Raw genomic sequence first — 15,704 nt, forward strand, 5'->3', positions numbered from 1 at the left:
GAGTAGTGAGTGAAATATCCCTTTACTCACTACTGACTACTCACTCCTCACTATTCTAAATCAGTTCCCTGCCCGGCTTCTTTCTTCTTCCGATGCCGTGGCCCTTCTTCTGGCAGCCTGCACCGTATTTTTTCCGAAGCGATAAGTGAATGTGAGATTGGCTACCCTTGTTTCACGATAAGCCCTCCATTTTTCTATATAGTTATTATAAGTAATCACTGCCTTAGGGAGATTGGTCCAGAAAATATCTGTGATGTTAAAACGAAGTGTTCCTTTTTTATTCATCATCGTTTTCTGTATGCCTAATGCTACACCCCATTGTGGGTCGAGGACCATGAATCCATACTGACCGCCCGAATTAACATTCACATTGAACTCGCTCACCCAGCCCTTACCTAAAATGACATTATTATTTGTTCTTACATCAAAAGCGGGTTTTCCATTATTGAGCGTGGTACCACCCAGTCTTCCGTTAAAATGGTTGTAGAATACGTTTCCATTATTGATCATGTTCCACCAGCTATTGATGCGGAAGGGTGCAGAAACCGTTAAGCCATAATAATCCTGCGAACGCAGGTTTACCGGAATCTGAACGGTAACATTATCGTCTGATGGAATATTCGGAAATACATCTTTGAAACGAGCAATGGCTACATTCTGGTTTTGTTTGGTATGACTATAGCCCAATGTAAAATTGATATTCTTCATGGTATAACTCAACTCGTACGACCAGGTTAACTGTGGCAGCAAACCCGGTCTGCCTGTAGAATAAGTAGTCACATCTATCAGGAATAAAAACGGGTTTAGTTGTGAATAGCCGGGGCGGTCGATTCTGCGGCTTACAGAAATACCCAGTGTCTGGTCTTCTTTCAGTTTATAGTTAAAGAAAGCACTTGGAAATAGCTGAAAATAAGAAGAATCAAAACGTATATCTCCTTTTATCTGGTGTGTGTTAATTTTTGTATGTTCTCCTCGAAGACCCAACTGCAGACTGAATTTTTTAAACTCTTTGCTGAAATTCAAATACCCCGCATTGTTATACTCATTGTATTTAAAGCGATTGGTTTTATTGATATCATCCTGGGGTGTTCCGGTACTTACGTCGAAAAATTTTGCATCATTGTCTGCCGAAACATAACTTGTTTTGGCTCCTGCTTCAAAACGACCACCTGCTTTTAATGGATTGGCATAATCAACCTTCGCTGTTCTCAAAATCAGTTTTCCGTCCTGGTCGCCATCTAAAATATAATCGGGCTGCAGGCTGCCACCACTCAGGTTATAATATTTGGTGGCTACACGCGAAAGTGATGCAGAATTGTATTCACCATAATCAATATCAGCAGTTAGTTCTTTTCCGCTGGTATTAAATGAATGTTTCAGGTTAATATTTGCCACCACATTATCTGCATGATCGTTGTTGGTAGCCAGGGTTTGAAATGTGGATGTTTTTTGTCTCTGCGCATTCAACACGTCAGATCCATTTACATTTCTTCTTCCTATTTTATTAAAGTTGGCACTTACAACAGCGCCGATGATGGTTTTTTTGGATGGAAAAAAATCGAGTCCCAGTCTTGTATTATTAAAATGAACAGGGGTTTTGGTATAGTTGTCTTTTAAATCGCCTCCTGTATATACTTTATTGTTGTCGTAAAAATTTCTGTCCAGTATCAGGTGGTTAAGGTTCATACGATAACCGTATGAATAATTTCCAAACAGGTTTACTTTTTTTGTCCGATGATTGAATGTGATACCTGCGTTCGATTTTGGATATACACCCTGACCATAACCCATGGTTAATGTACCATTGGTTCCCATGCGCTGGTCTTTTTTCATCCTGATATCAATAATGCCAGAATTGCCTGCTGCATCGTATTTGGCAGAGGGGTTGGTGATGATATCAATTCTTTCAATCGTGTTTGAAGGAAGTCCGCGCAGGTAATTGGCCAGATCGGGACCTGTCATGGGTGAGGGTTTTCCATCAATCATAATAATCACACCCTGTCTTCCTCTCAAGCCAATTGCATCATTCTGGTCTACCGTAACACCTGGTGCTCTTTCCAGTACATCCAGTGCCGAACTTCCTGCACTTACAATACTGTTCTCTACATTCACAACAATACGATCGGTTAGCTTTTGGATAAATGGTTTACGGCTGGTAACAGTTACTTCACTTGCTGCAGCAACACTGGCAGTCAGTGAAATGGTTCCTATTTGCTGTTCGGTTTGTTGTGCTGTTATCTCAATGGGAGAAGTATATTTCGTAGTATAGCTTACTGCCGATATTCGTATACGGTATGCTGCGAAAACCAGGTTATCAAAATAAGCCGCTCCGGTTTTATCGGTTATGGCTGCTTTTACCAATGATGAATCTTTTGATCGCAACAATTCTACGGTTGCATTTTCTATGGCCTGTTGCTGCTCGTTCTGAATTGTTACTGTTATTTTACCATTGCGTTGAGCCTGGGTATTCGTATATGCACAAATCAATACTACTGCTAATAGCAGGGGGTACAATTTTTTCATGAGTTCCGTTTGTCTACCAAATATCTGTTTCAGTAAGAGCCGCTGCCCCTGTATTCTGTTGAGTTGCAAAAGAAGGCTGATCAACGGAAAGCTTCGTAAATGATTGTGTCGTTTATTTACATGATCTCGCCCCAGCCCTCTCTTTGCGCGAAGAAGGGGATGTACCCCCCCTCTATACCGTGGAGAGGGCCGGGGCGAGTTGATTATATTTGTTTATGCAACAGATTCTTTTACTTCATGGTGCCATTGGTTCTGAAGAACAGTTACGCCCTTTGCGTGACCAGTTGGCTTCTTTGCAATATGAGGTACACAGTTTTAATTTTTCAGGGCATGATGGCAGATCAATCAGTAAACCCATTTCGATGGAACTGTTTGCGGAAGAAACACTAGCCTATATTAATAACCACGAATTAAAGAACCCCTACGTATTTGGTTATAGTATGGGAGGATATGTGGCCATGTATCTTTCTGCGCTGTATCCCGGATTGATTCAAAAAATCATAACCCTGGGTACTAAATACGAATGGTCTCCTGAAATAGCGGCAAAAGAAGTTAAAATGCTTCGTCCTGAAATTATTGAAGAAAAAATTCCTGCTTTCGCGGCAGCTTTGGCCAGAAGACATGGAGATGCCAATTGGAAAAACCTGTTACATGCTACGGCTGATATGCTTTTGCAACTGGGTAATCATCCATTACTGAACAGGGCTCAGTTAGAAAAAATTTCTTCAGAAGTATTGTTACTGATTGGCGATAAAGACAATATGGTTTCGCTGAAAGAAACCACCGATACGGCACAACAGCTACAAAAAGGTTCTGTAGAAATACTCAGCAACACGGCTCATCCGGTTGAACAGATAGATATTAAGATGCTGTCAGGAAAAATATTATCCTTCTTTTTCAGTGTGGCCTTGTAATATTTTCAGCAGCAGTTTTAAAAACTCTTCCGGCTCAAAGGGTTTGGTAACAATTGCGTTAATGGATAAATCTTTTGCCTTTTCTTCCACTTCAGATGGCAGACTCGCCGTTAAAGCCACAATGGGTATATCGATTCCTTTTGATCTTATAACAGAAATCGCTTCATAGCCATCCATCACTGGCATATGCATATCCATCAGTACCAGCTTGTGTTTTTCGGGGTTTAGTTTTTTTACCGCTTCTTCGCCATTCACCGCTACATCAATATTCGCACCCCATTTTTCAAGGAATGTTTTGGCTACCAGCACATTCAGTTCATTGTCTTCCGCCATGAGCATCGACATACCACTGAGTGGTCTTCCTTTTTCAATTTCTACCACCGGCGTTTCTTCCTGACTAAAATTAAATGCCTGTGATACCGGGAAGGTTTGTGTAAAGAAAAAAGTTGATCCCGTTCCCGGTTCGCTTTCCAGTTGCAACTGCGATCCCTGTAATTCAAGTATTTTTTTACAGATCGCGAGTCCAAGACCCGTGCCACCAAAACTTCTTGAGGTAGAAGTATCTGCCTGGGTAAAGCGATCGAAAATAAGTTTCTGTTTTTCTGCTGCGATACCAATTCCTGTATCTTCTATTCGTATGGTCAGGGTTACATGTTGTTTGCTTTTTTTCTCCTGACGAATCACCAGTTTTATATGTCCTTTTCTGGTAAACTTAATGGCATTCTGCAAAAGATTACCTACTACCTGGCTGATACGTGTAGGATCGGAGATAATACGTGTATTAAATGCAGGATCTTTTTCGAGTATCAGGTCTATCCCTTTTTCATCAGCTACTGCTTTAATGCCCGATAAAAGATCCTGAAATACTTTGACCAGATCCATATCGATGTATTCAAAATTAATTTTACCGGCTTCTATCTTATTGTAATCCAGAATATCATTGACAATGGTGAGAAGATTATTGGCTGAAAATAACAACACATTCAGTTGTTCTTTCTGGTCTTCTCTTGGTTTGTTCTCCAGCAAAATATGAGATATGCCGATTACTGAATTAAGTGGTGTTCTGATTTCGTGCGACATGTTCGACAGGAAGTCGCTTTTGGCCACCAGACCTTGCTCTGCTTCTTTTTTTGCTTTATTGAGTAAATAGGAATACCGGTAGGAGAGAATCAGTGACTGAAGAAAAAAGAAAGAAATATATCCAACAAAGAGTAATTCTTTTTGTGGTGCTACAAAACCAAAATACTGCAGGTTGATAATAATGAATACAATCATTACCACACCCGTACTTAGTAAAGCATATCCGGCCCCGAGTCGTTTTTTCCGATACGCTTTTATGTAAACATAAACAGCGTAGGCAATTACACTAAACATTACCACCAGAAACGGATTAATCAGTGTAGTGAATATTGCTGGTGGAAGGAATACTGTAATCAACGAAAGAATTATACAGGCCCAGGTTTCAATGGCCGTAATATATTTATTGGAGTCTTCGGGATACAGTTTCTGGGTGTACTGTGTAAAAAAGATTACGCTGATAAATAAAGAAAGGTATTCAAGGTGTACTGTTACAATCCATGGAACATTCGCTGTAAAACTATGCAGTGCATATTGGGAAGCCCCAACTATCCGATAACTATACGTGATACAGAAAAGAGCGAAATAAAGTATGGTTCTGTCGTATCGGCCAAAAAAATACAAGCCAAAAAAGAAGAGGCCGCACATGATGATACTTCCCGTTAAAATAAAATCGAGTGCATTGTTTTTTGCCCTTTGCTTAAAAAGTGTTTCTTTATTACCAATCAATAGAGATTTATAAGGCCCCCCCTTTGAGTGTTCGAAATTGGCAACCTGCAGAATTAATTTTACGGTATCTGATTTCGAAAAAAGTTCTCTGGTGAACTGTTGCCATTTAGGTATGGTTGTTTCGCGTGTAGTGCCCGGTTCGCCCGATTGAACAAAAAGGTCATCGTTTACAAAAAGTTTATAGCTAGTATAGGTATCTGGTACATCCAACGCGAGATTTCTGGCATTTTTTGGGAGCAGGATTGTAAGTACATATGAAGCATACCCTTTAGCAGTTAATTTTTTTCCGTTGATTAGTGTATCATCCCATCTTTTGGGAAATGGAGTCATACCTGTCATTTGCTCGGTATGTCCGGGCTCACAAAGTTGTTGCCAGCATATACCCCATTCACCATCCAGTGCAATTGTCTGATTGTTGAGATCGGTATTTCTCAGATCAATCAGTCCATTTTTTGCAACAGGCTTCTGTGCCTGCAAAAAGCCGGAACAACATAGGGATAAAAGAAGGATGAAAACCAGTTTATAACGGTTTTCGGATCTTGGATAAAGTTTCATCGACTTGCTTATGAAGGTGGCTGTGGGGGAATCAGCACTTCCGTTTTAAATTTACTCAAAACTTCTGCTAAATATCGAATTAATCAACCTGTTTTCATACAAAAGTTTTTTTCTTTCATTCCTGTAGTCATTCTGCCGGTCTCCTCCTGTTTCGACCACTGATCATCAACCACATTCTTATGTGGTTTCTGCACCGTATTCTTTATCACAGTTTTGTGTTCCATTCCATAAAAAACTACATATGAATCACGAAACACGTTACAATCCTTTTCACCAGATACACCAGGGGCTGCGCGCCATGCTGTATCATTGTTCCCTTGAGGTACAACACACCAATTTTTCGGATGATAACAGCGCTGCCACAACCATAGCTTCGCTAAAAGAACTTATCTGGCTTTTTGAAAGTCACGCACATACTGAAGACACAAAAGTTTTTAGTCTTATCCAGAAAATAGCGCCCGAAACAATTGATGATTTTGAAAAACAGCATGATAAAGACCATATGCTGGCCGCTCATTTACAGGGTTGTATTGAGCAATACGAGGAAGCGAGAAAGCCATCTGATAAAATTTTTGCGGGCCGGCAGCTTCAGTTTTCATTAGCCGAGTTCACCGCATTTAACCTGAGCCATATGAATATGGAAGAGGTCATCATAAAAGAACTTTTATGGCAGCACTTTACCGATGAACAACTGCATGCGCTTACTATGGAGATTGTTGCCAACCTGCCTCCTGAGAAAAATGCACGTTACAGTTACTGGATGCTGAAAGGACTGTCAACACATGAAATCGTTGACTGGTTTAAAGCCATCCAGGCAACAGCTCCTTCTTTTGTGTTGGATCAGATGTTGGAACTTGCTGCATCTGCATTACCTGCCTCACAATTCAATACCATTCAGGAAGCCATTAGCGTTGAGCTTGTATAAAATATCTACTTACCCATCTATATAAACAGGAAGCCCCCCATACTGGAGGGCTTCTTTGGTATATGGTCGGTTAGTAAGTAAGCCTTATTGAGGTTTTGTTTCCAGCAATTTGAAGAACTGGTCGAGCATGGGTTGAATCACAATTCTTGTTCTGCGATTGGCTGCTCTTCCATCAGCAGTTCCATTGTCTTTTAACGGAATGTACTGGCTTCTTCCTGCCGCAGTCATTCTTTTAGGATCAATACCATAAGTTTCCTGTAAAATGCGTACTACTGTTGTAGCTCTTCTCACACTCAGATCCCAGTTGTCCTGAATTATGGAAGTTTTAATAGGAAGTGAATCGGTATGTCCTTCCACTATAAATTCAATTTCAGGTTGTGCGTTCAACACTTTTGCTACTTTGCCCAACACTTCTTTGGCACGGTCGGTTACTTCATAGCTGGCACTTTTGAAAAGTAGTTTATCAGAAATATCAACATACACAACACCTTTATCTACCTTAATATTGATGTCTTCATCATTCAAATTGCCGATAGCACCTTTCAGGTTCATCACCAATGCCATATTCAGCGAATCTTTACGCGCAATAGAGCCTTGCAGATCCCTGATATAAAGATCCTTTGCGCCAATATTCTCCAGCGATTTTTTGATGCTTTCTGCCTGTGCTCCCGTTACTACCGACAGATCTTTTAACTGATTTAAAACAGTTGTATTGTTTTGTTTCAGGAACTCAATCTGTTTATTCAAATCTGCTATCTGTGCTTCCAGTGCCTGTTTGCGGGTATTGAGATCGCTGTTCTGCCCTTTTGATTTGGCAAGCTGGTTTTCCAGGTCTTTGATCTCATCCTGCAGTTCACGGTATTTACCCTGCATCTCCAGATAAGCGCCACTTAACTGTGTATATTTTGCTTCAGATTCTTTAAACTTTTTGGTACTTACACAGGAAAACAGCAGCACAGACGATGCCACAGCCACGATGAAACGATTGGTTCTCATGATTCTACATTTTTTATCCTGCTATACAACGAAAAACCATACCAGAATATTGTATGGTTTTAAAAACCGCTTCTCTCGTTCTCCCCTTCCCCCTGTTAATAGCGTCTGCCTAAAAGTAGGTCCCGAATTTGCTGGACTTTTTAAACAAGGAGAAGGGGAGAACGGGAGGATACGCTGAGAAGCTACTCAAAAACAATCATTTCGGTAGTACGATACCAGTCGGGATAACGTTCCCCGTATTGCAGATCAATATTTTTTCTTTTAATCTTAAGTGTTGGGGTGAGCAGTCCATTCACAATTGTCCATTCATCCCTGCAAATAATCATTTTTGCCAGTTGCTCATGGTGTTCAAGTTTACTATTCACGGTTTGCAATAACTCAGCTAATTCAGTTTTCACAACTACCGTATCCATATCTCTTGCCTGCTCCGTTAGAGTACAAAGTACCATGGCAGCCGGCTGACCCGATCCTACCACACAAACCTGTCCGAGAAATTGATGTGCCAGCAGCTGGTTTTCCATGGGTGCCGGCGTAATATATTTTCCCTTACCTGTTTTAAACTGGTCTTTGATTCGACCCGTGATGGTAAGAAATCCTTCTGCATCAATGGAGCCTTCATCTCCTGTTTTCAGGTAACCATCTTCAAAACATTGTGCTGATAATGCTGGTTCCTTATAATAACCCAGCATTGATGCATCGCTTTTTACCTGTACTTCGTTGTCTTTACCCAATCGTACCTGTACACCGGCGTAAGGTTGGCCCACGGTTCCAAATTTTGCATTCTCTTTTTTATTGACATGAGAGAGCGCCACATTTTCAGTCATACCATACGCTTCCTGTATAATTATTCCCAATTGTTTATACCATCTTAATAGAGCTGGATTGATGGGTGATGCGCCCGTAAAAATGTGTCTTGCTTTTGCCAGTCCTAATTTTTTACGGATCATTTTTTTAATCAGTACAGAAACCAATGGAATTTTTAAAAGACGATTGAGTTTTTGCTGCGGCATTTTTTTCAGTACGCCCTCCTGCATTTTTTCCCAGATACGCGGTACTGCCAGAAAAACCGTTGGTTGTGTATGTGCCAGGTTAGCTGCAAATGTATCCAGCGATTCTACAAAATAAACCGTGCTCCCTGTAAAAATGGTTCCACATTCCACCAGCATGCGTTCTGCTACATGACAGAGTGGTAAATACGAAAAGAATATTTCTTTTCGTATAGCGGGAAAATTTTTAAGGAATGCTTCTACTGCAAATGCCATCGCGTGGTAAGTGTGCATCACACCTTTTGATTGTCCTGTTGTGCCTGATGTATAAACAATACAGGCCAATGCCTGTGGATCAAGTTTCGGAATTTGCGTAAGTGGTGCGTGTTGTACAACCAATTCATCCCAATTCATACATCCGCTGTTGGGATAGAAAGGAAAACTGATCTGCGAAAGTGAATCAGGAACCCCTTTCCTGATTTGTTCGGGCTGATCAAGTTTACCGATAAATATAGCTTTGCTCTCGCTGTGTATGATGATCTCCTGCAAGGTATCGGCGGAGATATTCGGATACAATGGTACCGATACACAACCAGCCATACCAATCGCGAGATCTGCCATGATCCAGTGTGCACAGTTTTTACTGAGAATAGCAATCTTGTCATCTTTACCAAAGCCCATGGCATTCAAAGCCGCAGCCATGCTGCGTATTTGCTTACCCGCCTCTTGCCAGGTAAAGGTTTTATACACACCCTTTACAGGTTCCGCTAAAAAAAGTTTATCTGGTTGTGACTGCTCATACTGGCAGAATTTTTCAATGATATTCGGGTAGTACATAGGGGGGGTTTATATCAATGAATCGTTGTGTCGGTTAATAAATGTGCCAGCCCCTGATCAGGCTTCTTTCCCTGTACAGGGGCATAAAAAGAAATGATTTTTCTGAAATCAGCCGCTTCATCATCCGTTGTATAAAAAGGCTCGGCGAAATAAACTTCTTTCCTTTTAAAATCAAATGCCGTCATGATAATGGGTACACCTGCTTTTTTGGCGATATGATAAAATCCGGTTTTTAACCGGTCTACTTTTTTTCTGGTGCCTTCAGGGGAAAGAGCCAATACAAAACGATCATGTTGGTTAAAAAGTTCTACTACCTGATCAACCATACGGTGTTTGTTGGACCTGTCGACCGGATAACCGCCGAGTCGGCGAAAGAAAAAGCCAAAACGACCTTCAAATAATTCTGCTTTGCCTAAATATTTTACGTGCTGTAAGTGCAATACACTTCTCACTGCAAGTCCGATGACAAAATCCCAGGCGCTGGTATGTGGCGCAACGATGACTACACATTTAGGAATATGATAGGGGAAATTGGTTTGCACCTTCCATCCTGTTATCCAGAGGTAGATTTTCCAGAGTAGTCTCATGGGCAAGCTGTTGGAGACAAGATAATTTGAAAATTCGGGAATTTGAAAATTTGAAAATGATAAGAGGCCTTCGGCCTTCATTTTAGGCTCTTTTTAAGGTATGTTGTAAAGGAGATGCCAATTCCTCCATTGTCAAATTTTCAAATTTTCAAATTTCCTCTGCAAAGCAAACATCTCATCTCGTAAACGCGCGGCTTCGATAAAGTCGAGATCGCGGGCGGCTTTTTCCATTTGTTTTTTGGTTGATGCGATGGCTTTTTCTATTTGTGGGATGGTTTTATATTCTACCTGCTCCTCTGCCGCCACAGACACCAGCTGTTCATCTTTTTGCAGCGCGTAAGGGTTGGAAGGATCATATCCTTTAATATCGAGCACCGATGTTTGTGCAAACACCTGCTCTTTGCTTTTGATGACCGTTGTGGGTGTAATATTATGGGCAATATTGTATGCTATCTGTTTTTCTCTTCTTCTGCTTGTTTCATCAATCGTACGTTGCATGCTTTCTGTCATCTTATCTGCATAAAAGATAACCAGTCCATCTACATTTCTTGCTGCACGGCCTGCAGTCTGTGTGAGTGATCTTTCATTTCTCAAAAATCCTTCTTTGTCTGCATCCAGAATGGCCACCAACGAAACTTCGGGAAGATCGAGTCCTTCTCTTAACAAGTTTACACCTACCAACACATCAATAACACCCAAACGAAGGTCACGCAGAATTTCCACACGCTCAAGTGTATCTACATCACTGTGAATGTATTTCGATTTAATATTAATTCGTCCGAGATACTTATCCATCTCCTCAGCCATTCTTTTGGTAAGTGTTGTAACCAGTACCCGGTCTCCCTTCTTCACACGTTTATCAATTTCATCAAGCAAATCATCAATCTGGTTTACACTGGGTCTTATTTCAATCGGAGGATCGAGCAAACCAGTTGGACGAACCACCTGTTCCACCACTACACCTCCTGTTTTTTCCAGTTCATAATCGCCTGGGGTGGCACTTACAAAAACGGTTTGCCCCACAAGCGATTCAAACTCATGAAAATTCAGAGGGCGGTTATCCATGGCGCTGGGCAGGCGGAAACCATAATCAACCAATACCATTTTCCTGCTTCTGTCGCCTCCATACATACCTGCAACCTGTGGAATGGTCTGGTGACTCTCATCAATTACACAGAGAAAATCTTTGGGAAAATAATCCAGTAAACAGAAGGGACGGGTACCGGGTTTCCGGCGATCAAAAAAACGGGAATAGTTTTCAATACCATTACAATAACCCAGTTCGCGGATCATCTCCAGATCATATTCCACCCTTTCTTTTAAGCGTTGCGCTTCTATGAACTTCCCGGTATTTTTAAAATATTCTACCTGTGCCATCATTTCATCCTGTATCTCGTTCATTACCTGCTGAATCATGTCTTTGGGTGCGAGATAAAGATTGGCGGGGAAGATGGCTGCCGTATCCATTAAGCCAATCCGTTTATTGGTAGCTGTTTCAATGCTTTCGATTTCTTCAATTTCATCGCCAAAAAAACTGATACGATAGCCAAAGTCAACATAGGGTAAGTTAATATCTACTGTATCGCCCTTTACCCTGAATGTGCCTCTTTTAAATTCTTCCTGACTCCTGTTGTACAGGGCGTTTACCAACTGGTGCAGAAATCCCTGTCGCGACATCACCTGTCCTTTATGAATACGGATGATACCGTTTTCATATTCGGTGGGGTTACCCATACCATAGATACAACTCACACTTGCTACCACGATAATATCTCTTCTGCCACTTAACAATTGCGATGTGGCCTGTAAACGGAGTTTGTCAAGCTCTTCATTGATGCTGAGGTCTTTTTCAATATAGGTATCACTTACCGGCATATAAGCTTCGGGCTGGTAGTAGTCGTAGTAGCTTACAAAATAACCAACGGCATTTTCGGGAAAGAACTGTTTAAACTCGCCATACAACTGGGCCACCAGTGTTTTATTGTGTGTAAGTACCAGTGTGGGTCTTTGTACATTGTTGATCACATTGGCCATGGTAAATGTTTTACCACTTCCTGTTACGCCGAGTAATGTCTGGTATTGTTCGCCATCCAGTATACCATCGGTTAGTTGTGCGATGGCAGAGGGTTGATCACCTGCAGGTTGATAGGAGGAATGAAGCTTGAATGGCATAACTGTTCACTTAAACAAACGATAAAGTTACTGTGTAAATATTTTCTTCAATGCTAAAACTTGTGAAACAGCGAAAGCTTCCGTTTTGTATATTTATGATAGATTGACCCCTTCTAATAATATTTCTGGTTTATGCGCGCCGAATTTGATGAAAACGTGAAACCCCCGTCTTTCAATCTCGAACATTTTTTCGAACTGTCCGCCGACTTATTTTGTATTGCTGGTTACGATGGCTTTTTCAGAAAAACCAACAATGCTGTTTCAAAAACACTGGGATATACCCGGGAAGAATTGATGGCGGTTCCCATTGCCAACTTTATTCATCCGGATGACAGGGCCATCACAGCCCGATACAGGGATGAACTGCTCAACGGAGAGCCCCTTCTTCATTTTGAAAACCGTTATGTGACGAAAACAGGAGAAATTATATGGCTCTCCTGGACCTCGATGCCGGTTCCGGAAGAAGAACTGGTGTATGCCATCGCCAAAAACATTACCCATAAAAAATCGGAAGAGGCCGATCGTAATAAACTCATTACCGAACTGGGTAATCTCAATGCAGATCTCAAGCAATTATCGTATACCACATCGCATGATCTTCGATCACCCGTGAATAACCTACTGAGTGTTTTTAGCCTCCTCAATAAACATACTATTGAAGACGAAGAAGTTCACCGGTTTTTAGCCATCCTTAAATCAGGAACAGAAACACTAAAAGTAACGCTCAACGACTATGTTGATCTGTTAAGTAAAAACCAGCACCTCAAAATCGAAAAAGAAGAAGTTTCTTTTACTGATGTGTTTGAAACAGTTACCCGATCCATACAAACACTTATCAGCGATTCAAAAGTGAGCATTCACACCGACTTCGACTCACTACCCGCTGTTTATTTCAACCGCTCTTATCTCGAAAGTATTTTCCTGAACCTGATCACCAATGCCATTAAATATGCCTTCCCCGGAAGGCCCGCTGTTATTGAATTACATAGCTGGACAGAAAACGATGAGTTATTATTAAGTATTACAGATAACGGGCGGGGGTTTGATATGGAAAAAGTAAAGGACCGCATTTTTGGTATGCACCAGCGTTTTCATGAACACAACGACAGCAAGGGAATTGGTTTATACCTGGTACAACATCATGTTACGATTATGGATGGAACAATAACAGTAAACAGCGAGCCCGATAAAGGAACATCCTTTATCATCCGTTTTGCTAAAAAACCATTTTAATTATCTGCTGATTTTATGTTGCGCACAAAATATTTTTTTTTTCTCGTTTTCTTTTTTTCCGGATTATCTGGTATTACCCAAAACAGCAAAGAAGCATTTTTTGCCTTCCGTGAAGACTGGTCGCCTATTAATAATATTAACGCAGCCACCTATTTTATGCACCGGGTTAAAGAAAATGACACGACTTATGTTTGTCGCTTTTACCGGAACAAGGGTCCCATGGTAAAATGTGAGACATATAAAGATGAAAATCTTCAAATTCCACATGGTCGTTTTGCATGGTATAACCAGTCTGGCACGATCGATAGTATGGGCATGGTGAGCAATGGCAAAAAAGATGGTTATTGGGAATTCAGAAAACCCGATGGATCTATGGCCATAAGTATGTTCTTTGAGAACGGAAGCAGCATATGGACCAGAAACTTTGCGAGCAACATCACAACCTATGCCGATGGAAGAATCATAGACCTTAATTCAAAAGCGTATAAAGATTCAATGGCAGCTATTAATGCACAAAGAGACGGGCGTCCGGCTGAGTTTAAAGGCGGACTCGATGGCTGGACCAAATACCTCGAAAAAAACCTTCATACGCCGGGTCGTTTCAGAGATATTGTTGGTAGTGGCGGTAGGGGAAAAGTTATTGCCGTTTTTACCGTTGATAAAGAAGGAAAAGTATCTGACGCATATATTGATCATTCCATTGAATGGTCGGTTGATATAGAAACCTTAAGGGTATTAAAAGAAAGTCCCAAATGGACCCCCGCCTACCAGAACGGTCAGCCAGTTATTTATCGGCATAAACAAAGTGTTACACATAACGCATATTGATTGTAAATCAACGGTTTAGGTGTTTTTTAAAAAACTTAATATTAAGTAATTGTTACCATTTCGTAAATTCATGATGCTTTAAAGCACCTGAATTTGCTAAAAAATCTGTCTATATTATTCATCTCCACTGTGTTATACATTTCCACCGCGTATGCACAAAATGCCGTTTCCGGCAAGGATATGGTATTGGATTTTTATGGCGACTCACTGGTTTTAACGCAAGACGCTTCTATACAGGTTGAACTAAAAGAACCCATTTCAAAAGCCGGGATTACAGATTTTTATACCCGTCTGAAAACAAGCGCTTATCAACCCATCATTCAGCAACTGTTACAATATCGCGATCATAAAAAGCTGGACGACTGGTTTTATTACCAGCTCATCAGAACAACGGCAGAGAAACTAAGCCCGAAAGCAGCCAATTACCATCGTTATACATTGTACAAATGGTTTTTACTGAACGAATCGGGTTACAGTTCTACCTTAAGGTACAGGAACGATACGCTTTTATTATATGTAAGGAGCGAGGAAAATATTTATGATATTCCATTCTATATGGTAAACGACAAACAATATGTTTGTCTCAATTATCATGATTATAATAACAGGGTTGATGTTGATGCAAAATCCTTTACCACTGTTTCTCTTTACGATGGCGGTACCAACCGATTTTCGTATAAGGTTACACAACTGCCAGAGATCAAGAAGAATAATTATACTGTTAAGCAATTACAGTTTGATTATAAAAACAAAGAATATAAGTTCGATGTTTTACTGGACCAGCAGGTACAGAAAATTTTTACCAACTATCCGGTTGTTGATTATGCCGCACAGTTTGGTATTCCATTAAGCCAGACCACTTATAATTCACTGGTACCCTTATTACGCGATGCGGTAAAAAACATGAATCAGCAACAGGGTGTTGACTACCTGATGCATTTTACCCGTTCTGCATTTTTGTTTGAAACAGATACCAAAGCCTACGGAAAAGAGAAACGTTTATCAGCAGAGCAAACCCTGTTTTATGAATACAGTGATTGTGAAGATCGTTCTGCTTTTTTCTTTTTCCTGGTCAAAGAAATTTACAGACTTCCGATGATCGTTTTATCGTATCCCACACATATCACTGTTGCTGTTCAGTTTGATAAACCCGTGGGTACACCTATTGTTTATAATGGAGAGCCATACTGGGTTTGTGAGCCTACACCACAGAAAAAAGACCTGAAAATTGGTCAGTTACTCCCTTCGCTAAAAAAACAGGCTTATGAAGTAGTATACGCCTATAAGCCTTTCTGAGTATTTTCCATTCATCCTTTACCACGGTTTCGTGGAAAAACTTTTT

11 protein-coding genes are annotated in these 15,704 nt (G+C 40.7%); 5 read left to right on the forward strand and 6 right to left on the reverse strand.

Annotation, left to right across the window (positions count from 1 at the left end):
- Positions 1-60: 60 nt before the first annotated feature.
- The gene (locus ACH3Z1_RS04670; protein ID WP_490820696.1) at positions 61-2,523 is read right to left on the reverse strand and encodes an outer membrane beta-barrel protein; all 2,463 of its coding nucleotides are present in this window, start codon (positions 2,521-2,523) and stop codon (positions 61-63) included.
- A 215-nt stretch (positions 2,524-2,738) separates the two neighbouring features.
- Between ACH3Z1_RS04670 and ACH3Z1_RS04675 the strand changes: the two genes are divergently transcribed.
- Positions 2,739-3,437 (forward strand): alpha/beta fold hydrolase, encoded by a 699-nt coding sequence (locus ACH3Z1_RS04675; protein WP_490820697.1) that lies wholly within the window; start codon positions 2,739-2,741, stop codon positions 3,435-3,437.
- On the opposite strand, the gene ACH3Z1_RS04680 is transcribed toward ACH3Z1_RS04675, so the two are convergent.
- Positions 3,408-5,798, reverse strand: coding sequence for an ATP-binding protein (locus ACH3Z1_RS04680; RefSeq protein WP_490820698.1), 2,391 nt, complete (start codon positions 5,796-5,798; stop codon positions 3,408-3,410). The two genes, ACH3Z1_RS04675 and ACH3Z1_RS04680, sit on opposite strands and share 30 nt — an antisense overlap.
- 241 nt (positions 5,799-6,039) lie before the next feature.
- Between ACH3Z1_RS04680 and ACH3Z1_RS04685 the strand changes: the two genes are divergently transcribed.
- The gene (locus tag ACH3Z1_RS04685; protein WP_490820699.1) at positions 6,040-6,723 is read left to right on the forward strand and encodes a hemerythrin domain-containing protein; all 684 of its coding nucleotides are present in this window, start codon (positions 6,040-6,042) and stop codon (positions 6,721-6,723) included.
- A gap of 84 nt (positions 6,724-6,807) precedes the next feature.
- On the opposite strand, the gene ACH3Z1_RS04690 is transcribed toward ACH3Z1_RS04685, so the two are convergent.
- The 4 genes from ACH3Z1_RS04690 to uvrB all read right to left on the reverse strand — a co-directional run bounded on the left by ACH3Z1_RS04690 (position 6,808) and on the right by uvrB (position 12,301).
- Positions 6,808-7,719 carry an OmpA family protein gene (locus tag ACH3Z1_RS04690; RefSeq protein ID WP_490820700.1) on the reverse strand — a complete coding sequence of 304 codons (912 nt, stop codon included), beginning with the start codon at positions 7,717-7,719 and terminating at the stop codon, positions 6,808-6,810.
- A gap of 182 nt (positions 7,720-7,901) precedes the next feature.
- On the reverse strand, positions 7,902-9,542 hold the full coding sequence (locus ACH3Z1_RS04695; protein ID WP_490820701.1) for an AMP-binding protein: 1,641 nt from the start codon (positions 9,540-9,542) through the stop codon (positions 7,902-7,904).
- Between the two features lie 14 nt (positions 9,543-9,556).
- Complete coding sequence (locus ACH3Z1_RS04700; RefSeq protein WP_490820702.1) at positions 9,557-10,129, reverse strand: 1-acyl-sn-glycerol-3-phosphate acyltransferase; 573 nt, start codon at positions 10,127-10,129, stop codon at positions 9,557-9,559.
- 132 nt (positions 10,130-10,261) lie between these two features.
- Entirely contained in the window at positions 10,262-12,301 is a 2,040-nt protein-coding gene (gene uvrB / locus ACH3Z1_RS04705; protein ID WP_490820703.1) for an excinuclease ABC subunit UvrB, read from the reverse strand.
- 132 nt (positions 12,302-12,433) lie between these two features.
- Between uvrB and ACH3Z1_RS04710 the strand changes: the two genes are divergently transcribed.
- The 3 genes from ACH3Z1_RS04710 to ACH3Z1_RS04720 all read left to right on the forward strand — a co-directional run bounded on the left by ACH3Z1_RS04710 (position 12,434) and on the right by ACH3Z1_RS04720 (position 15,658).
- On the forward strand, positions 12,434-13,534 hold the full coding sequence (locus ACH3Z1_RS04710) for a PAS domain-containing sensor histidine kinase (protein ID WP_490820704.1): 1,101 nt from the start codon (positions 12,434-12,436) through the stop codon (positions 13,532-13,534).
- 15 nt (positions 13,535-13,549) lie between these two features.
- Positions 13,550-14,362: an energy transducer TonB gene (locus tag ACH3Z1_RS04715; RefSeq protein WP_490820705.1), complete on the forward strand. Its 813-nt coding sequence runs from the start codon at positions 13,550-13,552 to the stop codon at positions 14,360-14,362.
- A gap of 129 nt (positions 14,363-14,491) precedes the next feature.
- On the forward strand, positions 14,492-15,658 hold the full coding sequence (locus ACH3Z1_RS04720) for a hypothetical protein (protein WP_490820706.1): 1,167 nt from the start codon (positions 14,492-14,494) through the stop codon (positions 15,656-15,658).
- The last annotated feature ends 46 nt before the right edge of the window (positions 15,659-15,704 follow it).

This window comes from Sediminibacterium sp. FW305-C-49, assembly GCF_058231085.1.